At 33.1% G+C, this 22,705-nt stretch carries 16 protein-coding genes and 1 pseudogene; 9 read left to right on the top strand and 8 right to left on the bottom strand.

The window, feature by feature from the left end:
• Nucleotides 1–26 precede the first annotated feature (26 nt).
• Nucleotides 27–1,091 carry an endonuclease/exonuclease/phosphatase family protein gene (locus ADIWIN_RS12690; protein ID WP_020897592.1) on the bottom strand — a complete coding sequence of 355 codons (1,065 nt, stop codon included), beginning with the start codon at nt 1,089–1,091 and terminating at the stop codon, nt 27–29.
• Nucleotides 1,092–1,228: 137 nt separating this feature from the next.
• On the opposite strand from ADIWIN_RS12690, the gene ADIWIN_RS12685 reads away from it, so the two are divergent.
• From ADIWIN_RS12685 to ADIWIN_RS12675, 3 genes are all read left to right on the top strand, one after another.
• On the top strand, nt 1,229–4,009 hold the full coding sequence (locus ADIWIN_RS12685; protein ID WP_020897591.1) for a carboxypeptidase regulatory-like domain-containing protein: 2,781 nt from the start codon (nt 1,229–1,231) through the stop codon (nt 4,007–4,009).
• Nucleotides 4,010–4,086: 77 nt separating this feature from the next.
• Nucleotides 4,087–5,544, top strand: coding sequence for a DUF5689 domain-containing protein (locus ADIWIN_RS12680; RefSeq protein WP_020897590.1), 1,458 nt, complete (start codon nt 4,087–4,089; stop codon nt 5,542–5,544).
• 71 nt (nt 5,545–5,615) lie between these two features.
• Nucleotides 5,616–5,987, top strand: coding sequence for a hypothetical protein (locus tag ADIWIN_RS12675; RefSeq protein ID WP_040757239.1), 372 nt, complete (start codon nt 5,616–5,618; stop codon nt 5,985–5,987).
• A 53-nt stretch (nt 5,988–6,040) separates the two neighbouring features.
• Here ADIWIN_RS12675 and ADIWIN_RS12670 read toward each other — a convergent pair whose 3' ends face one another.
• The gene (locus ADIWIN_RS12670) at nt 6,041–6,556 is read right to left on the bottom strand and encodes a cation transporter (protein ID WP_040757237.1); all 516 of its coding nucleotides are present in this window, start codon (nt 6,554–6,556) and stop codon (nt 6,041–6,043) included.
• A 73-nt stretch (nt 6,557–6,629) separates the two neighbouring features.
• Here ADIWIN_RS12670 and ADIWIN_RS12665 point away from each other — a divergent pair.
• Nucleotides 6,630–7,542: pseudogene (locus ADIWIN_RS12665) on the top strand (DMT family transporter).
• Between the two features lie 57 nt (nt 7,543–7,599).
• Here the strand turns inward: ADIWIN_RS12665 and ADIWIN_RS12660 are convergent.
• The 3 genes from ADIWIN_RS12660 to ADIWIN_RS12655 all read right to left on the bottom strand — a co-directional run bounded on the left by ADIWIN_RS12660 (nt 7,600) and on the right by ADIWIN_RS12655 (nt 11,016).
• The gene (locus ADIWIN_RS12660) at nt 7,600–9,093 is read right to left on the bottom strand and encodes a M16 family metallopeptidase (RefSeq protein WP_316929655.1); all 1,494 of its coding nucleotides are present in this window, start codon (nt 9,091–9,093) and stop codon (nt 7,600–7,602) included.
• A 101-nt stretch (nt 9,094–9,194) separates the two neighbouring features.
• Complete coding sequence (locus ADIWIN_RS21940; RefSeq protein WP_316929654.1) at nt 9,195–9,677, bottom strand: M16 family metallopeptidase; 483 nt, start codon at nt 9,675–9,677, stop codon at nt 9,195–9,197.
• Nucleotides 9,678–9,696: 19 nt separating this feature from the next.
• The gene (locus ADIWIN_RS12655) at nt 9,697–11,016 is read right to left on the bottom strand and encodes a M16 family metallopeptidase (RefSeq protein ID WP_020897582.1); all 1,320 of its coding nucleotides are present in this window, start codon (nt 11,014–11,016) and stop codon (nt 9,697–9,699) included.
• A 300-nt stretch (nt 11,017–11,316) separates the two neighbouring features.
• Between ADIWIN_RS12655 and rplU the strand changes: the two genes are divergently transcribed.
• From rplU to ADIWIN_RS12630, 5 genes are all read left to right on the top strand, one after another.
• Nucleotides 11,317–11,970 (top strand): 50S ribosomal protein L21, encoded by a 654-nt coding sequence (gene rplU, locus ADIWIN_RS12650; RefSeq protein WP_020897581.1) that lies wholly within the window; start codon nt 11,317–11,319, stop codon nt 11,968–11,970.
• 41 nt (nt 11,971–12,011) lie between these two features.
• Complete coding sequence (gene rpmA, locus ADIWIN_RS12645) at nt 12,012–12,272, top strand: 50S ribosomal protein L27 (RefSeq protein ID WP_020897580.1); 261 nt, start codon at nt 12,012–12,014, stop codon at nt 12,270–12,272.
• Between the two features lie 156 nt (nt 12,273–12,428).
• Complete coding sequence (locus ADIWIN_RS12640; RefSeq protein ID WP_152487259.1) at nt 12,429–13,985, top strand: tetratricopeptide repeat protein; 1,557 nt, start codon at nt 12,429–12,431, stop codon at nt 13,983–13,985.
• 156 nt (nt 13,986–14,141) lie between these two features.
• Nucleotides 14,142–16,973: a TonB-dependent receptor gene (locus tag ADIWIN_RS12635; protein ID WP_020897578.1), complete on the top strand. Its 2,832-nt coding sequence runs from the start codon at nt 14,142–14,144 to the stop codon at nt 16,971–16,973.
• A 4-nt stretch (nt 16,974–16,977) separates the two neighbouring features.
• Nucleotides 16,978–17,997, top strand: a complete 1,020-nt coding sequence (locus tag ADIWIN_RS12630; protein ID WP_020897577.1) for a phytase — start codon at nt 16,978–16,980, stop codon at nt 17,995–17,997.
• Nucleotides 17,998–18,054: 57 nt separating this feature from the next.
• Here the strand turns inward: ADIWIN_RS12630 and ADIWIN_RS12625 are convergent, their stop codons facing one another.
• The 3 genes from ADIWIN_RS12625 to ADIWIN_RS12615 form a co-directional block, all read right to left on the bottom strand.
• Complete coding sequence (locus ADIWIN_RS12625; RefSeq protein ID WP_020897576.1) at nt 18,055–19,827, bottom strand: MutS-related protein; 1,773 nt, start codon at nt 19,825–19,827, stop codon at nt 18,055–18,057.
• Between the two features lie 100 nt (nt 19,828–19,927).
• On the bottom strand, nt 19,928–20,674 hold the full coding sequence (locus tag ADIWIN_RS12620) for a succinate dehydrogenase/fumarate reductase iron-sulfur subunit (protein WP_040757231.1): 747 nt from the start codon (nt 20,672–20,674) through the stop codon (nt 19,928–19,930).
• A gap of 10 nt (nt 20,675–20,684) precedes the next feature.
• A complete protein-coding gene (locus tag ADIWIN_RS12615; RefSeq protein WP_020897574.1) occupies nt 20,685–22,697 on the bottom strand; it encodes a fumarate reductase/succinate dehydrogenase flavoprotein subunit in 2,013 nt (670 codons plus the stop codon).
• Nucleotides 22,698–22,705: the final 8 nt, after the last annotated feature.

The raw sequence follows: 22,705 nt of genomic DNA, 5'->3' as shown, positions 1-22,705 counted from the left end.
CTTTTTTTTATATGTTAATCAAACTTTTAATTCTCGGTATTCACCTCTTTAATCAAGTAAATATACACTGGAAAGTGATCACTAAAGCCACCCGAAAATCCACCATCAGCAAAACTTCTAAATGGATAGCCTTTGTAACGTCCTTGTTTATTTGTTAAATAGGATTTATTAAAAATACCTGCTTTATAAAATCGGAACGAAGAATAATCCTTCTCTAAAAACGGTTGCGTAAATAAAATCTGATCAAACAAACTCCAGGCATCTCTATAAGCATTAGAACCCAAACCTTGTCTAAAAAATTCTTCCATAGGATTATATATACCTTTAAGTCCAACTTTACTTTCCTTACGTTCTGCTTTTAAAACCTCTTTTACACTTTCATTTGTTGGGTTATCATTTAAATCTCCCATTGTAATAATTTTAGCATAAGGATCTTTAGATTGTAAAGAGTCTATAATTCGTTTGTTCAGTTTTGCTGCTCCAACTCTTTTAGATCTACTTCTTGCCTCACCTCCACTTCGAGATGGCCAGTGATTAACAATAATATGAATTAGATCACCTTCTAATTCACCACTAACTAACAACTGATCTCTTGTGTATACGCGTTTTCTTGTTGAATCGTCATAAATAAGTAGTTCATGAGAACTTGTGTCAATAGGTTTAAAAAGGGCTTTCTGATATAATAAAGCCACATCAATCCCTCTTTTATCTGGCGATTCAAAATGGATAATACCATAGTCCTTATTTAAAAGTTGTGGGTCGTTTACTAAGTCTACAAGCACTTGTCTGTTTTCAACCTCAGAAACACCGATAATTGCAGGTGTATTTTTTGTGTCCTCAGAACCAATATCAGCAACCACTCTTGCCATATTCTGAACTTTTTTCTTATAAACCTCGGCTCTAAGTCCCTCGTTCATTTCCATAATAGGACTAGCCTCATCGAACTTCGTAGTATCGTTTATGGTATCAAATAAATTTTCTAAATTGTAAAATGCTACGGTGTGAATTTTATACTTTTTCTTTTCCTGAGCATTTATACTTATAAATACAAAAACAAATAATACTAATAAGCTGTGTTTTAAATTTTTCATTTAGCGCATGTTATGTTAACATTAATTACTTTACAAATCTTGAGCCAAAAGTAGATATTTATTATAAATAATGTAAATTTGCACGCCTTAAATAACTTTTATTTAATGTACCAAGATTATTAACTTTAAATTTAGATATGAAAAAAAGTTTAATTATTTTATTATTTGGAGTTTTAACTTCCTTTACCATGATGGCACAAAGTACCATTATTAAAGGTAGTGTAAAAGATGCCGCATCTTCTGAACCAATTCCAGATGTAACAATTACTATTGAAGAAACCCAACAATCGACTTTGACCAACGGTTTCGGTGAATTTATTTTTTCTAGCAATGTGCCATTAGGCGAACAAGTCTTAAAAATTTCTAAAGCTGGTTATGCTACGAAACGTTACCCTATTATTGTAAACGAAGGACAAACCGTAGATATAACGGATATGTCTTTAGATATCGATGTAACAGATGTACAAGATATGTTTACTATTACGTTGTCTGACGATGAATTAAATGATGATACAAGTGGTGCAGATAATATATCTGGATTATTATCATCTTCATTAGATGTTTTTCAAAGAACAGCAGCTTTTGAGTTTAGTTCTTCTTTCTTTAAGGTAAGAGGTTTAGACTCTGAAAACGGTTCTGTTTTAATGAACGGTATTGAAATGAACAAACTTTACAACGGGAGACCACAATGGAGTAATTGGGGAGGATTAAACGATATGATGCGTAACCAAGTTTTAACAACTGGTCTTACTCCTTCTGACTACAATTTTGGTGGTGTTTTAGGAACATCAAACATTATAACTAGAGCGTCTTCGTACAGAAAAGGTGGACGTTTTACCTATTCATCTTCTAATAGAAGTTATACTAACCGTGTAATGGCAAGTTATGCATCTGGTTTATTAGATGGAGGCTGGTCTTATGCGCTTATGCTAGGAAGACGTTGGGGAGAAGAAGGTTTTGTGGATGGAACATTATATGATTCTAATTCATTCTTTGCTTCTGTAGAAAAGAAAATAAACGACAAACATAGTATTAACTTTACTTCAGTTTACACACCTAATAGAAGAGGGAAGTCGTCACCAAATACACAAGAGATTTATGACTTAAAAGGGATTAAATACAATGAATATTGGGGAAGCTTAGATGGTGAACAACGTAACTCTCGTATTAAAGAAGTTGAAGAGCCAATCTTTATGTTAAATCACTATTGGGATATTTCTTCTAAAACAAGGTTAAACACTAATGTTGGTTACCAATTTGGTAAACTAGGAAACAGTAGATTAGATTACAGTGGTGGTGGTAACCCAAGTGCTGCTTATTACCAACTACTACCTAGCTACCATGAACAAAGAGATGATCTTGCTGGCGCTTATTTAGCAGAGCAAAAATTCATAAATGATGGTCAGTTAGATTGGCATCGTATTATAGATGCTAACGTTACTAATAATATTGGTGACATTACTTCTGCTTACGCTTTATATGAAGACAGAGCTGATGACAAACAATTAACGGTTAATTCTATATTTACATCTGAAATTAATGAGAACATCGTTATTAATGGAGCGGTAAACTACAAAAACTTAAAATCAGAAAACTTTGGAGAAGTTCTAGATTTATTAGGTTCTGATGTTGGTTTATTAAATGTAGATTCTTTTGACGGGTACCAATACGATAATCGTAATGAAGATAGAATAGTACAAGAAGGAGATAAATACAGATATAACTATAACTTATATGCTGATGTCATTTCAGCTTATGCACAAGGACAGTTTAAGTATAACAAATTTGATTTCTATGCTTCTGCTAACATCACTAGCACAACATACCAAAGAGAAGGGTTATGGGAAAATAGTAGATTTGATGGAGTTGACGGACGACCAGAGTCTTATGGAAAAGGAGAAGAACTTTCTTTTACAGGCCTTGGTGCAAAAGCAGGATTCACATATAAAATTACAGGAAAACACTTAATTGATGTTAATGGAGGCTACCTTACTAGAGCACCAAATTTACGTAACACATACTCTAACTCTAGAGAAAATCATTCTGTTGTAAATAATATCAGTGAAGAAATCGTAACATCTTTAGATGCAAGCTACATATTTAGATCACCAATCGTTAATGCTAAAGTTACAGGATTCTATACCAAAATAGAAGACGCTAACGAAGTTGGTTTTTATTATGCAGATGGTTTAAGTGGCGGTAATGATATTACAGATAACGATACGTCTGCATTTGTACAAGAAGTTTTACAAGGTATAGACAAAAGCCATTTAGGCATGGAATTAGGAATTGAAGCACAAGTAACACCAACTATAAAATTAAAAGGTGCTGCTTCTATTGGCCAATACACCTACGATAACAACCCTAATTTATACTTAACGTCTGCTAGTTTTCAAACAGCAGATGGATCAGGTTCTATTGATTATGGTAAAGCGAATTTAAAAGATTATAAACTTGCAGGAGGCCCTCAAAGAGCTGCTTCTATTGGTTTTGAATATAGAGATCCAGATTTCTGGTGGTTTGGCGCAACAGCTAACTTCTTCTCTAATGCTTATATAGATGTTAATGCATTAACAAGAACAGAGAATTTCTATTTAGATTCAGACGGGTTACCAATAAATGACTATGATGAAGATTTAGCTACTGACTTATTAAAACAAGAGAAAATTAGCGACTATATGGTTATTAACCTTGTCGGTGGTAAATCTTGGAAAGTTGATGAGTATTATATTAGTCTGTTTGCTAGTGTTGGTAACATCCTAGATGAAGTTTACAAAACAGGTGGTTTTGAGCAAGGTAGAAATGCTAACTTTAGAGAACTTAGGGATGATAATGCTGATGGCAATCCTAGATTTGGTTCTAAGTACTGGTATGGACGTGGAGCTAACTATTTTGTTAACTTAAACGTAAGATTCTAAAAGAAAAATTAATAAATTATATCACAGTTATGGAATGTTTCAATTTCATAAATTCAATAATAATAAATAGAAAAGTTATGAATAAAGCGATTAAATCTTTAAAATTAATGTTAGTCTTAATAGCTTCTGTAGCTATTACATCTTGCGTACAAGATGATGACTATACTATTCCTAATAGTTTAGGAGACGAAGAAAATAAAAGTCTTACATCATTGTTAGAGACTGGAAATGAATTGACATTTGCAGAGGTTAAAGCATTGTACCAAGGTGGAGAGTTCATTGAACCAGTAGATACTAATGATTATGTTAAAGGATACGTATCTTCATCTGATCAAACAGGAAACTTCTTTAAAGAATTTTTTATTCAAGATAGTCCTACGAACCCAACATCAGGTTTAAAAGTAATTTTAAACCAAGTTGATACTTATAACCAATTCAATTTAGGAAGAGAAGTTTATATTAGTCTTCAAGGTTTATTCATTGGTGAAGAACGTGTTGGAAACGGGGTCACTACTATTGGTGGAGGAACTGAAACTGATCAATTTGGTACTACTGTATCAAGTTTAAATGAAATTCAAATTAGACAAAAAGTTTTAAGATCTACAGTTACTGAAGAACTTACTCCTTTAAACTTAGGTTTAACTGCAATTAACGCTAGCCATGTAGGTGTTTTAGTAAAAGTCGAAAATGTAGAATTTGCAGATGATGAAATTGGTTTAAATTATTTTGACCCAATTGAAGTTTTTGATACACAAAGAACGTTACAAGATTGTAGAGGTTTTACATACCCACAATTTATATTAGAAACGAGTAGTTTTTCAAGTTTTAAAAATGAGCCTTTACCAATTGGAAACGGATCTGTTACAGCTGTTGTTAGTAAAACTTTTGATGGAGCTAGCTTAATATTGGCTTTAAACTCTACTGATGATGTAAATATGGATAGTGCTAGATGTTCTTTATTAGATCCTGCGGATTTCAGCAACCTTTTTTCTGAGGACTTTGAAGGAATGTCAACAGGTGCCACTGTATCTGGAAATGGCTGGACAGCCTATGCAGAAGAGGGTACTTATAACTGGAGAGCTTTAACGACTACTGATAGTGGTAATCCAGGACCTGGAAACAAAATTGCGTCAATGGGAGCCTATAACTCTGGTGTACCAGTTAATATTGCTTGGCTAATTAGTCCATCTATTGATTTAGATTCTCAAGAATTAACGTTTATTAACTTCCAATCTTCAAACAATTTTGATGACGATAGTGAATTAGAACTTTTAATATCTACTGATTGGGATGGAAATCTTTCTACAATAACTAACTCAACATGGACTTCCTTACCGGGAAATATAGTTTCTGATGACACATTTTACCAAGATTGGGTAGATTCTGGATTAATTAATTTAAGCAATTACTCAGGCACAGCTTATGTAGCTTTTAAATACGTTGGTGGTGATAATAGCGGTAATGAGTCTCCAAATACAGGAACTATTGATGGTACTTTTGAAATTGATAATTATAGAGTTTTAGGTCCGAACTAAACCGATAAAATAATATTCACCAAACCTGCAATGATAAACATTGCAGGTTTTATTTTTTAAACTCTATCTATATGACTTCATTTTTTGACAATTATTATATTTTAATTTTCAACCATTACAAAAAAAAATTAGGTAAACGAAGCCTAAACATAGCCTTGTTTTATATTACGTTTTTAGAGCTGTCCGTTATATTTGCTTTATCGGCTTTTCTTATGGCATTTGCTAGCCAAATGAAAATGGCTATAATGTCTTCTACAAAATTTTGGGTACTATTTTCAATAATCACATTTTTTATAATTTCTAAAAACTGGATGCGTTACAACGGAAAGAAACGAACGATTCTTAATGCTAAATCTAAACGCAGTGATACTTCTATTTACTTATTGTGGCTTTTCCCGTTAGGATGCTTTGCAATAGCTTTTATACTACTTCAAGTTCAATAAAAAAACGCCACCCTTTCGGATAGCGTTTTTATACTATTTTATTTTATCTGAATTTATTCAGCTACTTTCTCTTTACTACAACATTCTTTTTTACAATCTGCTTTACAAGCTATTTTTTCAGCCTCTGTTTTGTTTGCACAACAGGCCTCTTTACAGTCTGCTTTACAAACTTTCTTCTCAGCACCAAAATCATCTACAGCATGCATATCTTTAACCTTATAGGTATCTGACACTTTACCAACGGCTTCTTCTAAAGATTTAGGCGTTACTTTAGCCTCATCATACTCTACCATAGCTAAACGCGTGTCAAAATCAACTTTTGCAGATTTTACACCTTCCATTTTCGCCATCTTCCTTTCAATAGTTTTAGCACAACCCATAGCACAAGTCATTCCGTCTATTCCAAACTCTACTTTAGCATACGTTGCATTAGGATCTAGAGTTTTAGCAACGTCTTTTTTAGCAACTTCTACATCTACAGTTTTTACTTCTGGTTCTGATTCATTTTTACAAGAGGTAAAAACCAAAGCCACAATTGCTACTATACTTATTGTCTTAAATATCTTCATTGATTTAAAGTATTAATATTTTGGTTAAAACTAACAAATATTGACGTTCCTTGCGAAACAATTAACGAATTTTATGACTCAATTACAGCGTTTTTGTACGAAAGGCCCTAATTTGAAATGGATATACCTTATAATACTATCCATTATATGGGGAAGCTCATTTATACTTATTAAGAAATCGCTTTTAGGACTTACAGCTTACCAACTTGGAGCACTTAGAACTATTATAACAGGACTACTTCTTTTAGCTTTTGGCTTTAATACACTAAAAACAATTCCAAAATCTAAATGGAAATGGTTGTTAATTTCTGGGCTTTTAGGTTCATTTATTCCTGCATTCTTTTTTGCGATTGCAGAAACAGAAATTGATAGTGCTGTAGTATCAATATTAAATTCTTTAGTGCCATTAAACACCATTTTATTAGGCTTTGCCGTTTTTTAGAATCACATCAACCAAGCGCCAAGTTTTTGGTGTCATTATCGGCTTTATTGGTACGGCAATTTTAATTTTAAAAGGATCTGAATTAAACCCCAATCAAAATTATTTATATGCAGGCTTTGTAATTGCATCGACAGTAATGTATGCCGCAAACGTCAATATTATAAAACGCTATTTACAAGATGTAAAACCATTGGCTATTGCTGCTGGCAATTATGCCTTCATTGTTATTCCGGCACTAATTGTATTACTAGTTAGTGACTTCTTTACAGTAGAAACGCTTTCTAATCCAAAGTTATTACACGCCTTAGTTTATGTTGCTATACTATCTGTTTTTGGTACTGCACTCGCCAAAATATTATATTTTAAATTGGTACAAATGTCCACACCCGTTTTTGCATCTTCTGTAACTTACATTATGCCTATTGTCGCTTTAATTTGGGGCGTTTTAGATGGAGAGAATTTAAGTTATATACAAGGTTTAGCTTCAATACTTATTTTGATTGGTGTCTATTTATCTCATAAACCACAGTCTAAACCAAAATAATACGCATAAAAAAACCGAAGCTTTCACTTCGGTTTTAATATTAATATTTAGATATGATTAGTTAAAATCAGCATCTGATACTCCTTCGTTAATTTTAACTTCTGTAGTCTCAAAAGATAAAACTTGAGGTCCTGTTGCTATTTTCATAGTGTTAGGTAACATTACAGCGTTTACTTCTTTATAATTAGAATAATCAGTAATCGTTGTCATTGTTTGTCCTGCCATCTCTGCAGTCTCTTCTGTTCTTACTAAATAGTTAGTTTTAGTATCGTAATATCTATAAGATGCAACATCTCCATTTGTTACTTTAACTTTATAAACATCTGTACCATCAATGGTCATAATACTTTCCAATTCTAAGCTAGAAGCATCAATATACAATTCTGGAAACAATCCTTTTTCAGCTTTCTTAACTGATAGCATTTTATCATCCATTACAGTTTTTTGACCTTGTTGAACCATATAGCCACTCTCACCGTTAAAACTTTGTTGCATTACAGCACCCATACCTTCTACAACAATTTCCATATAAGATTTGTTTGGTGCCATTTGCTTAATTGTCGCTTTTGGCTTGAATGGTGCTCCTTGAATAGTTACATCAGAATTCACTAAAATTGTATTAATCTTATTTAAATTCGCTTCACCACCAATTGAAGTAACATAATTATTGACAACAGCATCAGCAGTTAAACCTGCTGGTAATGGCTTAGAAAATACTGGCTTTTCAGTTGCATTTGCATATTTATCAAAGTACTTAATAGGAATTCCTGTTTTTTCTAAATTCTCTAAAACATCTGCACCATTACCTACAACAATAATTCTTAAGTTATCTTCTTTAAAATATTTGTTGGCAACACGTTGAATATCTTCTACTGTTACATCATTTATTTTCTGTAAATAAGTAGTGTAAAAATCTTCAGGCAAATCGTTTAACTTAATATTTAACGCATAATTTGCTATAGTTTGCGGACGCTCTAAAGCCATTACAAAGTTACCTACATATTTTGCTTTAGCATCTTTTAAAAGCTGAGCATCAACTGGTTCTGTTCTAATTCTTTTAATTTCTTTTAAAGTTTCAATAACAGCACTATCAGTTACTGCATTTCTAACTTTAGCAGTTGCATTAAAACGAGATGCACCATATCTGTCTGTTCCTAAACTAGAATAAGCACCATATGTATATCCTTTATCTTCTCTAAGATTTTTAAATAAATAACCTTCACCACCACCACCTAAGATGTTGTTAGTAATTAAAGCGATATGATAATCTTCATCATTCATCTTTAAATTAACATTATTTGTAATAGAAAGATTAGATTGTGTAGCATCTGGTACATCAACAAAGTTAATTTGCGTGTATTGTACGTTAGCGCTTGGTTTTGGAACTATACTGTTAACAGCTACAGACTGTGACCAATTTTTAAAATATTTTTGAATTTGCTTTTTAACGTCTTTATATTTTACGTCACCAATCACAACTAAATAAGCATGATTTGGGTTAAAGTACTTTTCATAGAACGCAACAGCATCACCAAAAGTTACATTTTTGATAGTCTCTTCAGTTACAAATTCTCCATAAGGGTGATTTGTTCCATAAGATAAAGCCGAACCAACTCTACCAGAAATAGCATCTGCACTTTTAGCATCTGCTTTTAAACCTTCAAGTAATTTAGTTTTTCTTTATCAAACTCTTCTTCTGTTAATAATGGATTGATAGCTGCATCTGCCATTAATTCTAATATTCTATCAGAATATTTCGTTAATGAACTTGCAAAACCTCCACTAATTCCAAAGTTTAAATTTGCACCTAAGAAATCTATTTCTTCGTTAAAGTCGTCTTTAGAAATGGTTGTCGTTCCATTACCTAACATACTTCCAATTAAGCTTTCAATACCCGCTTTTTTTCCTGTAGCTACAGGAGCATTATCAATTCTTAAAGAATAAGATACTCTTGGTAATTTGTGGTTTTCTACGACAAGCACCTTTAAACCATTCTTTAATGTAAATTCTTCTGGCTTATCAATTGAGATTTCTGGTTCTGGACCTGCCACAGGTGGCTGAGATCTATCTATTTGTGCACTGGCGCCAATAGTCATTATAAATAATGCGAAAAAGGCTACTATTTTATTGTTCATGTTAATTGCTGTTTTCATATTATTGATCGTCTTTTTTTGGTAGATATTCAATTTCTACACGTTGGTTAGGGCTTAAATATTGCTTAGCCGCTGCCTGAATGTCTTCTCTTGTAATAGATCTATAAGTTTCTAACTGATTGTTAATGATATTTACATCACCATATAATAAGTAGTATGTTGCTAAAGACCCTGCAATACCAGCTACACTAGAATTAGAGCTTACGAAATTATTTTCAAATTGATTTAAAAGTTTTTGATAATCACGTTCACTAATTAATTCATCTTGAAGTTTTACAATTTCCTCATCGATCTCTGCCAATAATGTATCTAAACTAACCTCACCTAATGGTAAAGCAAATAAAGCAAAAATGTTATAATCTACTTGACCGATATTAACCGCCTGTACTGTTAAAGCTTGCTTTTGATCGTCGATTAATTTTTTGTAAAGTACAGAACTCTTTCCACCACTTAAATAACTAGAAATCATATCTAACACATAAGCATCTTTGGTTGACTGACCAGGAAGTCTGTATGCCGCTATAATTGCTGGGATTTGAATATTCTTATCAAAAGTCGTTGCTTTTTTTGTTGTAGAAATTGGTGTTTCTTTTGGGAAATTACGCACTACGTCCGGACCTTTTTTAACAGCACTAAAATAATCTTGTACTAATTTTTTAGTCTTAGCATAATCAATATCACCTGCTACAACTAATACAGCATTGTTTGGCACGTAATATTTATCGAAGTAAGCATTGAATTCTTCTAAAGTAGCAGCATCTAAATGCTCTAATTTACCAATATTTTCATCCTTGTAAGGGTGAACTTCAAAAAGGTTTTCACCTATGGTTTTTAATAGACTTCCATAAGGTCTGTTATCGTAACTCTGACGTTTTTCCTCTTTTACAACTTCGTTCTGTGTATCTACACCAACCTGGTCAATAACAGGGTGTAACATACGCTCAGACTCTAACCACAACCCTAACTCTAATTTATTAGACGGAAAGATTTCATAATAATACGTTCTATCTTGAGATGTATTAGCATTAAATGTGCCTCCATTTGCAGGAATAATTTTCATGAATTCCCCACGACCAATATTTTCAGAACCTTCAAATAAAAGGTGCTCAAAAAAGTGTGCAAATCCTGTACGTTCTCTATCTCCATCTTTTCCTCCTACATCATACATTACAGATGTAATAACAACTGGTGCCGTATTATCTTGGTGCATAATAACGTGTAATCCGTTGTCTAAATCAAATTCCTCAAATTCAACTTTTTGTGCTATTGCCTGATGGCTAATAAACAACAAAGAAGCCAAAGCCAGTAAGTAGTTTTTCATTGTAGTTTTGTTTAAAATTTAAATTGTTTTAAATGTTAGTCTATACTAAATGCATATTGTTACAAGAAGTCTCACAAAAATAAGTAATGATTTATCTTTTTAACAGAATAAAATGTAAAAACTCCTCATTTTACAGATGCCAATTTTAACAAAAATACCTAAACTATCAATTATTTAAAGCAAAAACAGGTCTAAAACCTCTAAAACACTTGCCTATTAATAATTTAGAAGTATATTTGCATCCGCTTTCTGAGATGAAAGCATATTTTTTAATAAACAAATTAATAAAAACGTTACGCTATGTACGCAATTGTAGAGATAGCAGGGCATCAATTTAAAGTTGAAAAAGACCAAAGAGTTTTTGTTAACCGTTTATCAACAGAAGAAGGTAAGAAAGTAGATTTCGACAACGTTCTTTTAATTGGTGATGGTGACAATATTACTTTAGGCGCCCCAGCTATAGATGGAGCACTAGTAGGTGCAAAAGTCTTAAGACACCTTAAAGGTGACAAAGTAATCGTCTTCAAAAAGAAAAGACGTAAAGGTTACCGTGTAAAAAACGGACACAGACAATCTTTAACTGAAATCGTAATTGAAGGTATTACTGCTTCTGGAGCTAAAAAAGCTGCTCCAAAGAAAGAAGCTAAAAAAGCAGAACCGAAAGCTGAAAAAGCTGCTCCTAAAAAAGCAACTGGAAAAGCTGACGATTTAAAGAAAATTGAAGGTGCTGGACCAAAAGCTGCTGAAGCATTGGTAAACGCAGGTTTCGAAACTTTCGAAAAAATTGCTGCTGCTAAGCCAGAAGAATTAAGCACAGTGCTTACTGAAGCTAGCTCAAGATTAGCACACATCGTTACTGATACTTGGCCAAAACAAGCTAAATTAGCTGCAGATGGTAAGTGGGACGAATTACAAGAATTACAAGACAGATTAGACGGTGGAATTGAAAAGTAATTTTCAATTGCATTAATATTAACAATATAAAACCTTAGATCATGGCTCATAAAAAAGGAGTTGGTAGTTCGAAGAATGGTAGAGAATCAGAATCAAAACGTTTAGGCGTTAAGATATTTGGTGGACAAGCTGCTATTGCTGGAAATATCATTTTAAGACAACGTGGTAATACACATCACCCAGCTGAAAACGTATACCAAGGAAAAGATCATACTTTACATGCTAAAGTTGATGGTTTAGTAAAATTTACTAAGAAAAAAGACAACAAGTCTTACGTTTCTATTGAAGCTTTTGAAGCTTAATAACATCTTTTCTTAAAAAACTAAAAGCGTCTAATTTTATATTAGACGCTTTTTTTTATTTCATAACATTAACATTACAAAACAACACGGTTTAAGTAATATTCATTGCGTTATTTTACAAGTTATCTATAATAGAACATCGCTTTGATTAAAAAATTGTTTGTTTTCACTGTGTGCGTTGCAGGATTATTATCGCATGCTCAAACTAACGACAACAGCTTAAAAAAGCTGGATGTCAAATTACACGCACTAAAACAGAAATTACAGGACGCACACAACAACTCAGATTCTTCTAAAATAGCACAGACCTACGTAAAACTTGGAGACTTTTTTTCGCGTTTAGAACTTTACAGTGAAGCTATTAGTAACTACCACCATTTTCAAAACATATACAAGAGCAAAGACACAACTTCAGTTTATGTAGAAAATGCCTTAGCTCGTATACATCTAGATTTAAAGAAATTTAATGATGCCAAAAATCATGCCTCTAAAAGCCTTAAAATCTCCGAAATGCTTAATTACAATAAAGGCATTGCTAATACACATGCTTTATTGGGCAGTATAGCAGAAAAACAAAGCCTGTATAAGGATGCTTTGAAACATCAAAATATAAGTTTAGAAATTTTCGAATCTCTAAACGACAGCACAGGACTCGCTATAACCAATGAAAATATAGGAAGTATTTACGAAGATTTAGAACAGTTCGATTTGGCTTATAGTTATTTTAAAAAAGCCCAACGCTATTCTCAAAATTGCCAAACTAATATTCAAATAAATATTCTTAATAACTTAGGAGATGTCAACAGTAAAACAGGCCATTTTAACAAGGCAATAAATTATTCAAACCAAGCTTTAAAGCGCGCTAAACAAACAGACAATACGTCGCAAATTGAAAGTGCTTATAAAGATTTAGCCCGAACGTATTCTGAAGCAGGAAATTACGAACAAGCTTACAAATATCTTAATAACCAAAGTATCGTTAACGAACAAGAATTAAAACGAAAAAATATAGAAGTCGTTAGTACCATGGAAGTACTCTATGCTGTAAAAGAAAAAGAAGCAGAATTACTGCTACTCAACAAACAAAAGCAAGTTACAGAAGTAAGACAATACATCATTATAATTTGTGCAGGTTCAATAATTCTAGTTTTAATAGGTGGCTTTATATATTGGAAAAAAAGAAAACAACACGAACAACACCTTTTAGAATACAAACAACAACTGCTACAAGTCGATTTGGATAAAAAAACAGCACAAGAAGCGGCATTACAACGTGAAATTGAAATTAAAGTATCTTCACTTACCAATTACAGCTTAAATATCGCTCACAAAAACAAAATGCTTTCTGATGTATCTAAAACACTTTCAAAATTAAAAGATAGAAATATCACTTTAATACGTTCGAAATTAAAAGTTATAACAGAAGATATAGAAGCCGATTTAGCCAACCAAAATGAATGGACAGAACTTATGGGTTACTTTAGTCAAATACATCCAAATTTATTTGAAAACATCAACCAAATCGCATCAGAACAACTTTCAGCTTCGGAAATGAGATTAAGCATGCTTTTAACACTTAATCTCTCCTCAAAAGAAATTGCAAACATTCTTCATATTACACCAGACAGTGTAAGAATTGCACGATATAGACTTAGAAAAAAATTGCCAATAGATTCTAAAGACGATCTTTTGACGTTTCTTATCAATTTATAAATTATATATATATAATCTATTTTCAATGTTAACTGATCGTGAATGTTGCCTTGATATATAGCTGTTTTAGTACGTTTTGTTACTTTTTGATAACACATACTTTAGCTAAAAAAAAGTGCTTAGCTCTAGTTTTGTGAAAACAAAATCAACCTAAACATGAAAAAATTATTTAATCTATTACTCCTCATAGCACTGCCAATTTTAGGCTACGCTCAATCCGGAAATATCCAAGGGGTTATTACTGATGAAAACGGATTAACTATTCCGGGTTCTACAGTCGCAATTCAATCTATTAAAAAAGGTACTGTAACCGATTTTAATGGCAAATACACTTTAGTAAATATACCAGAAGGAAACTACATTATAACTGTAGAATATTTAGGCTATGCAGACACCACTAAAGACGTTGTAGTAAAAGCCAATGAAACTGTAACACTTAATTTTGCATTAAATTCTGAAGATACTAATCTAGACGAAGTCTTGATCTCGGGATTTGGACTTGGCGGTCAATCTAGAGCGTTAAATACACAGAAAAACAAACAAAACATTACCAACATCGTGTCAACGGATCAAGTTGGTAAATTCCCTGATGCCAACATTGGTGATGCTATTAAACGTATTCCTGGTATTACCATGCAAATGGATCAAGGTGAAGCGAGAAATGTTATTGTACGTGGTTTATCTCCACAATTAAATTCGGTGACTTTAAACGGCAGCCGAATTCCTTCTGCAGAAAGCGATAATAGAAATGTACAAATGGATTTAATTCCATCAGACATGATTCAAACCATTGAAGTCAATAAAGCAGTAACTCCAGATATGGATGCAGATGCCCTTGGTGGTTCTATCAATTTAATTACTAAAACGTCTCCGCAAGGCTTTCGTTTATCTGCTTCAGCGGGTTCTGGTATCAATTTTATTTCTGATAAAAGAATCTTAAATGGATCATTCTTAGTTGGTGATCGTTCTGCTAATGATAAATTTGGTTGGGTAGTAGCCGCATCAATTAATGATAATGACTTTGGAAGTCATAATGTGGAAGCAGAATGGACAGACGAATTTGAATACAATGCTGGTGACGAAGACAACTTAGTAGGAGTAGATGTTAATCCTTATGCTAATGTTTTTGAAATTAGAGAGTACCAAGTGCAACGTATCAGACGTAGTTTTTCTGCTAATTTCGATTATAAATTGGATGAAAACAATACCATTTTCTTTAAATCTATTTACAATTGGAGAGACGATAGAGAAAATAGATTTGTTTTAGAGCATGGAATTTTAGATGGTGAAGATATTGAATTAGGCGATTTTGAAGTTGTTAATGGTAACCTAACCATGTTTCCAGCAGAAGCTAAACGCGAAACTAAAGCTGGTATAGACAACAACAGAAATCAAAACACACGTTTAGAAGATCAAAGAATGCAAAACTATAGCCTTGGTGGAGATCATTTATTTGGAGATGTTCAATTAGATTGGATGGCTTCTTTTTCCAAAGCTTCGGAAGAACGTTTAAACGAACGCTATATAGTTTATGAAAGTGAATATTCGGTGATTTTTAATAATAACGAAGATAAACCCTTATATACACCAGTCGCTGGAGAAGGTAATTATGAAGACTTTGAATTTGGAGAATTAACTGAAGAAAATCAATACACTGAGGAAAAAGACATTAATTTATTTGTTAATGCTCAAATCCCTCTATCAATAATTGATGGTAATGAAGGGTTCTTAAAAGTTGGAGCAAAAACGAGAATAAAAAATAAGTACACGGATAATGATTATTCAGAATTTAGTGATATTACAGGTAGTTTAGATCTTTTAGGAAATGTACCAACAAGAAATTATTCTAATTCAGATTTCTTAGCTGGAAGTCAATACCAAACAGGGAATTTTGCAAGCCCGGAATTCATAGGAAATTTAAACCTTTATGATACTGCTATATTTGAAGGAGAAGATCTTCCTGAAGAATACATTACAGGAAATTTTGATGTTAACGAAAATGTGTATGCTGGTTATGCCATGTTAACCCAAAACATATCAAATAAATTCAGCATATTAGCTGGTTTACGACTAGAACATACGTCTATTGAAAGTGAAGGTTACGAGTTAGAATTTGATACAGAAGGTGACGTTTCAGGTATTAATACTGTAAAAGATAAAAACTCTTATACCAATATCTTACCTGGTGTTCATTTAAAATATGATATCACTGATAATACCATTTTAAGATTTGCTTGGACGAATACTTTAGCACGCGCTAACTATGTAGATTTAGTACCCTACCGTGAAATCAGCAATGAAGATGAAGAAATTTATATAGGTAACTCTGAACTAAAACCTACAACCTCTATGAATTTCGATATCATGGCTGAACATTATTTTAAGTCTGTTGGTATTATTTCTGGTGGTCTATTTTACAAAGACATTAAAGATTTTGTCTACACATTTCAATATGAAGATGAAAATGGTTACGAAGTTTACCAACCTTTAAATGGTGACGATGCTTCGGTTTTAGGTGCTGAATTTTCATTTCAACGGCGTTTAGAATTCTTACCTGGTTTTGCTAAAAACTTTAGTGTATACTTAAACTATACCTACCTTACATCTAGTACAGATGGCATTAGAAACGAGGATGGTGAAGAGCGTGTGGATTTAGATTTACCGCAGACATCACCTAACATGTATAACGCTTCTTTAGGTTATGCGGCAAAAAAATTCAGCTTACGTTTATCTACTAATTATTCTGATTCTTATATCGATGAAATTGGTGGAAATGCATTTGAAGATCGCTATTACGATGAGCAGTTTTTCTTAGATTTCAACGCTAATATTGCATTGAGCAACAACTTAAGCATGTACGTTAACTTAAATAACATCACCAATCAACCTTTACGTTACTACCAAGGCGCAAAAGGAAGAACGATGCAAATGGAATACTACGAAAAGCGTTTAACAATTGGTTTAAAATATGATTTATTTAAAAAATAGAATAATGAAAAAAGTAATATTATTAGGATTAATTTTCATGACACTCGCATCTTGTGGTAATGGTTTACCAGAAATTGCACCAACTTTAGTAACCGAAAAATTACCGCACGATAGTGATGATCCTGCCATTTGGATTAACAAAGAAAACCCAGAACAAAGTATTGTTTTTGGGACGAATAAAGATGAAATTGATGGTGGTGTTTATGCTTTTGATTTAGACGGAAAAATTATTAAAGACAAAAGTCTAACAGGGATCGCCTACCCTAATAATGTAGATGTAGAATACGGTTTTAAAATCAATGATTCTACAGAAACAGACATTATGGTATTCTCGGAAAGAGAAAAACATCAAATACGTATGTATGCTATTCCAGATATGACTCCTTTAGATAATGGTGGATTTAAAGTATTTGCTGATGAAACTGATGTAGAAATGAAACGACCAATGGGAGTTTCAATATATAAAAATCCAAAAACCGATGCTATTTCTGTATTTGTAAGTCGAAAAAATGGTCCTACTGAAGGCTATTTACATCAATATGGTTTAGAAGCAGATTCATTAGGTGTGCGTGCTAATCTTTTAAGAAAAGTAGGAAAGTTTAGTGGCACAAAAGAAATTGAAGCGATTGCTGTAGATGATGAATTAGGTTTTGTGTACTGCTCAGATGAAGGAGTTGGTATTAGAAAATTCTATGCAGATCCTAAAATGGGAAATGAAGAAATATCCATGTTTGGCGGTGAAGATTTTAAAGACGATATTGAAGGTATTGCCATAGCAACATACTCTAATGGCGAAGGTTTTATTATAGTCTCTAACCAACAAGATCATAGTTTTAACTTTTACAAGCGTAGTGATAATAGCTATGTTAAAACTTTAAATTTAGGAACACTAGAAACAGATGGTTGTGATATTGTAACCACATCTTTAGGCAAAAAATTTCCGAATGGTTTATTTGTATCTATGAATGATGAAAAAGACTTTTTCTATCATGCTGTAGATTCTTTAAAATTGAAGTATCAGTAAGTAAGCTTTTAAATACTAAAAAGCCTTTCCTGAAACATAGGAAAGGCTTTTCTTTTGTTATATAATTTCCATCTTCTTCAAAAGGAAACTCGCATTCATGTTTTGGCAAACACCTTGTTTCAATTTATAATCGAAAAAGAGTTCGTCGTTTATGATTTCGGCATCGAAGTAATAGTTTTTTACGGCTTCTAACTCGGTTTCAATTTCAGTAAGACTTAAGTCGTGGGTAGCAATAATTCCTGTAGCATGTTGTTTAACCAATTTCTCAACAAACTTTCGAGACCCAATGGCTTTATCTGTACTATTGGTTCCTTTTAGAATTTCATCTAGAATAACGAAATAATTTTTATCGTTTTCAATGGTATCAACCACAAACTTTAATCGGGTAAGCTCACTGAAGAAATAAGAACTATCATCGGTTAATGAATCCGTTGTACGCATACTTGTAATTAATTTAATAGGCTTGTATTTGCTTTGTTTAGCACAAATAGGCAGTCCAACATTAGCCATGACAATATGAAGCGCCACAGTTCTTAAAAATGTACTTTTACCTGCCATGTTTGCTCCCGTAACGATAAAGAATTGTTCTTCTTTTAATTCTAAATCACTGTCGACCCGTTTTTCAGCATTTAACAATGGATGTCCTAACCCTTCCGCTAAAATCGTAATAGGTTCATCAGTTAAAGTCGGATAGGTAAAACTTTGATGGTTAAAAGCATAATTTCCAAAGCTATTAAAAGCATCAAAGAAGGTAACAACTTCAAACCAATCATCTACTTTATGTCCATATTTAGAAATCCATTTTTCAACATTATAACTGTTTCTAATATCTAACAGTAGATAACCATTCCCCAAAACTAATGAGATGAGATTATTTCTGTTATCTAGAGCATCCAGTGCTTTTGAAAATTTTGAGAATATTTCAGATGCTTTCTGGTCTTCAGATCTAATCAATTTCTGTTTCTTCTTTAATAATTCAGATTTAAATTCCGTTGTTTCAATCGCTTCTAAAAGCAATGCATATTGCCTAAACGTATCTTTTGCTTGTCCTGTATGAAGTGCAAGGACATCAATTTTTTTCCAATATATACCGGCAATTCCAAGTCCTACTAATAACCAATAACCAATGGTTGTAATTGGGATAATTTCCGCAATTCCTAACCCTAAAATAACCAATGATGCTATACCAAAGCCAATAGTTAAAGTATACTGCGTTTTTCCTAAAAAGGGCTTATAGTCTTTTAACCATGTAATGATAGATGTTGCTGAGTGTTCTATTTCCACACCTTGCGCAACAGCTACATAGTTTTGTCGCCATTCTGGTAAATCTGCCAATTCTTTTATAGCGTCTTGTCGTTCTTTAATATTAGTAATAGCGTTAGAAAGCAAATTTGCACTTAATTTCTGAGCTCCTTCTTTAAGCGCTGTTCTATTCATAAATTGAAAGAAAGAGCCCTTTCCAAATAAATCGATATCGAGGCTAAAAAAATGTTTAGAATCTTGAAATTCAGAACCCTCTGGCCTATCATGAAAATCACCTTTTGCTATTTTTAATTCCTCTTCATTAATAGCTATTAACCGCTTGTGTAAGTTTCGTTTCGATTTTAAATCTGTATAACGGGATAATAAGAAAAGAAAACTAGATAGACCTACAAAAGCAATTCCTGCTGCTATTTGCCAATTCTCATAAGTGAAATAAATTCCAATTCCTGAAAGCACAAATATGGCAAGTCTAAGTATACTATATAAGCTTAGCTGTTTAAATATACGTTTAGAAGCTACCTGATTTAATTCTAATTGTTCGTTGTAAAAAGACGCTGGGTTTTGCATAAGTCTATAATAAAATTGAAATATAAGAAAAGTAAAAATCCCAAGTCATAATTAGGCTTGGGATTTTGTATAATAAGATTTCTGCTTTCGCAGGAATTTGTTAACCTTTTAAAGTCGCAGATAAATACTCACGATTCATACGTGCAATATTTTCTAAGGAAATACCTTTAGGACATTCTACTTCACAAGCACCTGTATTTGTACAGTTACCAAAACCTTCTAAATCCATTTGTGCTACCATGTTTTTAACACGGTCTACAGCTTCAACTTGTCCTTGTGGTAATAACGCATATTGCGATACTTTGGCACCAACAAATAACATTGCTGAAGAGTTTTTACAACTTGCTACACACGCACCACAACCAATACAAGTTGCTGCATCCATAGCTTCATCTGCTGCATGTTTAGAAATAGGAATACTGTTAGCATCTTGGGTGTTACCAGAAGTATTTACAGAAATATATCCACCAGCTTGTTGAATACGTTCAAAAGCCATTCTATCTACTACTAAATCTTTAATTACTGGAAAAGCTGCGGCTCTAAATGGCTCAATAGTAATTGTATCACCATCATTAAACATACGCATGTGCAACTGGCATGTCGTTACACCTCTATCTGGTCCATGTGCTTCACCATTAATGTACATAGAACACATACCGCAAATTCCTTCACGACAATCATGATCAAATGCTACAGGCTCCTCACCAGAGTTTACTAATTGTTCATTCAAAACATCCATCATTTCTAAGAAAGACATGTGTTCTGAAATATCAGTAACTTTGTAATCGACCATTTGACCCTTAGCTTTTGAGTCTTTTTGTCTCCAAATTTTAAGTGTTAAATTCATATCGTCTTTCTTATTTGTATGAACGTTGTTTTAGTTCAATATCTTTAAATTCTAATTCTTCTTTATGTAAAACTGCATCAGCAGGTTCTCCTTTATATTCCCAAGCAGCAACAAAGGCAAAGTCTTCATCATTACGTTTCGCTTCTCCTTTTTGAGGACCATCTAATTCTGCAGATTCTTCTCTAAAGTGTCCGCCACAAGATTCTTTTCTCATTAAAGCATCTTTTGCAAACAATTCTCCTAATTCTAAGAAATCTGCAACACGACCAGCTTTTTCAAGCTCAGGATTCATTTCATCTGCTGTTCCTGGTACAGAAACTTCTTTCCAAAACTCTTCTCTTATGGCTTTAATTTCTGCCATAGCCTCTATTAAACCTTCTGCGTTTCTAGACATTCCTGCCTTGTCCCACATGACTTTCCCTAATTTCTTATGGAAATAATCAACAGATTTTGTTCCTTTATTATTTACGAAGAAGTTAATTCTATCGCTTACTTCCTTTTCTGCTTCATCAAATTCTTTAGTATCCGTTGGAATTTTCCCAGTACGAATATCATCAGATAAATAATCACCTATAGTGTATGGTAATACAAAATAACCATCTGCTAAACCTTGCATTAAGGCAGAAGCACCAAGTCTGTTTGCACCATGATCAGAGAAATTAGCTTCACCAATACAATAACAACCAGGAATAGTTGTCATTAAGTTGTAATCTACCCAAACACCACCCATTGTGTAGTGTACTGCTGGATAAATCATCATCGGTGTTTTGTATGGATTTTGATCTATAATCTTTTCATACATCTGAAATAAGTTACCATATTTCGCTTCTACGATAGCTTGACCTAATTCGTAAATTTTTTCGTCTGAAGGATTTGTTATATTATGAATTTTAGCCTGCTCTCTTCCGTAACGCTCAAATGCAGAGGCAAAATCTAAATACACCGCTTCACCTGTCGCATTAACACCATAACCAGCATCACAACGTTCTTTTGCTGCACGTGATGCAACATCACGAGGTACTAAGTTACCAAATGCAGGATAACGTCTTTCTAAGTAATAATCGCGTTCATCTTCTGACAAATCAGTTGGTTTTTTACGACCTTCTCTAATTGCCATAACGTCTTCCATATTTTTTGGAACCCAAATACGTCCATCATTACGAAGCGACTCAGACATCAATGTTAATTTAGACTGATAATCTCCACTTCGTGGAATACATGTTGGGTGAATTTGTGTATAACAAGGATTTGCGAAATACGCACCTTTTTTATGAATTTTCCAAGCTGCAGTTGCGTTAGAACCCATAGCGTTTGTTGATAAGAAATATACATTTCCGTATCCACCAGAACCAACAACAACAGCATGCGCTGAATGTCTTTCTATTTCACCAGTAATTAAATTACGAGCAATAATTCCACGTGCTTTTCCGTCTACAATAACAACGTCTAGCATTTCGTGACGGTTAAACATTTCAATCTTACCACGAGCAATTTGTCTATTCATTGCAGAATACGCTCCTAATAATAATTGTTGTCCTGTTTGTCCTTTAGCGTAGAAAGTTCTAGATACTAAAACACCACCAAACGAACGGTTGTCTAATAATCCACCATAATCACGAGCAAAAGGAACTCCTTGTGCTACACATTGATCAATGATATTAGCAGACACCTCAGCTAAACGGTAAACGTTAGCTTCACGAGAGCGATAATCCCCACCTTTCACGGTATCGTAAAATAATCTATAAGTAGAATCACCATCACCTTGGTAATTTTTAGCTGCATTAATACCACCTTGTGCAGCAATAGAGTGCGCTCTACGAGGTGAATCTTGGTAAGCAAATGCTTTTACATTATAGCCTAACTCGGCTAATGTTGCAGCAGCAGAACCACCAGCTAATCCTGTTCCAACAACAATAACATCAATATGACGTTTGTTGGCAGGATTTACTAAATCGATGTGATTTTTATAATCGGTCCATTTATCTTTAATTGAACCCTTTGGTACTTTTGAATCTAAAGCCATATTAGATA

The sequence above is a fragment of the Winogradskyella psychrotolerans RS-3 genome, assembly GCF_000427335.1.
Taxonomy (GTDB): domain Bacteria; phylum Bacteroidota; class Bacteroidia; order Flavobacteriales; family Flavobacteriaceae; genus Winogradskyella; species Winogradskyella psychrotolerans.
The sequence above is the reverse complement of the archived record's forward strand: the minus strand, read 5'-3'. Positions and strand labels throughout refer to the sequence as shown.

Coding starts and splice junctions, on each gene's coding strand:
- ADIWIN_RS12690 (WP_020897592.1), bottom strand. CDS start 1,091: ATGAAAAATTTAAAACACAGCTTATTAGTATTATTTGTTTTTGTATTT.
- ADIWIN_RS12685 (WP_020897591.1), top strand. CDS start 1,229: ATGAAAAAAAGTTTAATTATTTTATTATTTGGAGTTTTAACTTCCTTT.
- ADIWIN_RS12680 (WP_020897590.1), top strand. CDS start 4,087: ATGAATAAAGCGATTAAATCTTTAAAATTAATGTTAGTCTTAATAGCT.
- ADIWIN_RS12675 (WP_040757239.1), top strand. CDS start 5,616: ATGACTTCATTTTTTGACAATTATTATATTTTAATTTTCAACCATTAC.
- ADIWIN_RS12670 (WP_040757237.1), bottom strand. CDS start 6,556: ATGAAGATATTTAAGACAATAAGTATAGTAGCAATTGTGGCTTTGGTT.
- ADIWIN_RS21940 (WP_316929654.1), bottom strand. CDS start 9,677: ATGAACAATAAAATAGTAGCCTTTTTCGCATTATTTATAATGACTATT.
- ADIWIN_RS12655 (WP_020897582.1), bottom strand. CDS start 11,016: ATGAAAAACTACTTACTGGCTTTGGCTTCTTTGTTGTTTATTAGCCAT.
- rplU (WP_020897581.1), top strand. CDS start 11,317: ATGTACGCAATTGTAGAGATAGCAGGGCATCAATTTAAAGTTGAAAAA.
- rpmA (WP_020897580.1), top strand. CDS start 12,012: ATGGCTCATAAAAAAGGAGTTGGTAGTTCGAAGAATGGTAGAGAATCA.
- ADIWIN_RS12635 (WP_020897578.1), top strand. CDS start 14,142: ATGAAAAAATTATTTAATCTATTACTCCTCATAGCACTGCCAATTTTA.
- ADIWIN_RS12630 (WP_020897577.1), top strand. CDS start 16,978: ATGAAAAAAGTAATATTATTAGGATTAATTTTCATGACACTCGCATCT.
- ADIWIN_RS12625 (WP_020897576.1), bottom strand. CDS start 19,827: ATGCAAAACCCAGCGTCTTTTTACAACGAACAATTAGAATTAAATCAG.
- ADIWIN_RS12620 (WP_040757231.1), bottom strand. CDS start 20,674: ATGAATTTAACACTTAAAATTTGGAGACAAAAAGACTCAAAAGCTAAG.
- ADIWIN_RS12615 (WP_020897574.1), bottom strand. CDS start 22,697: ATGGCTTTAGATTCAAAAGTACCAAAGGGTTCAATTAAAGATAAATGG.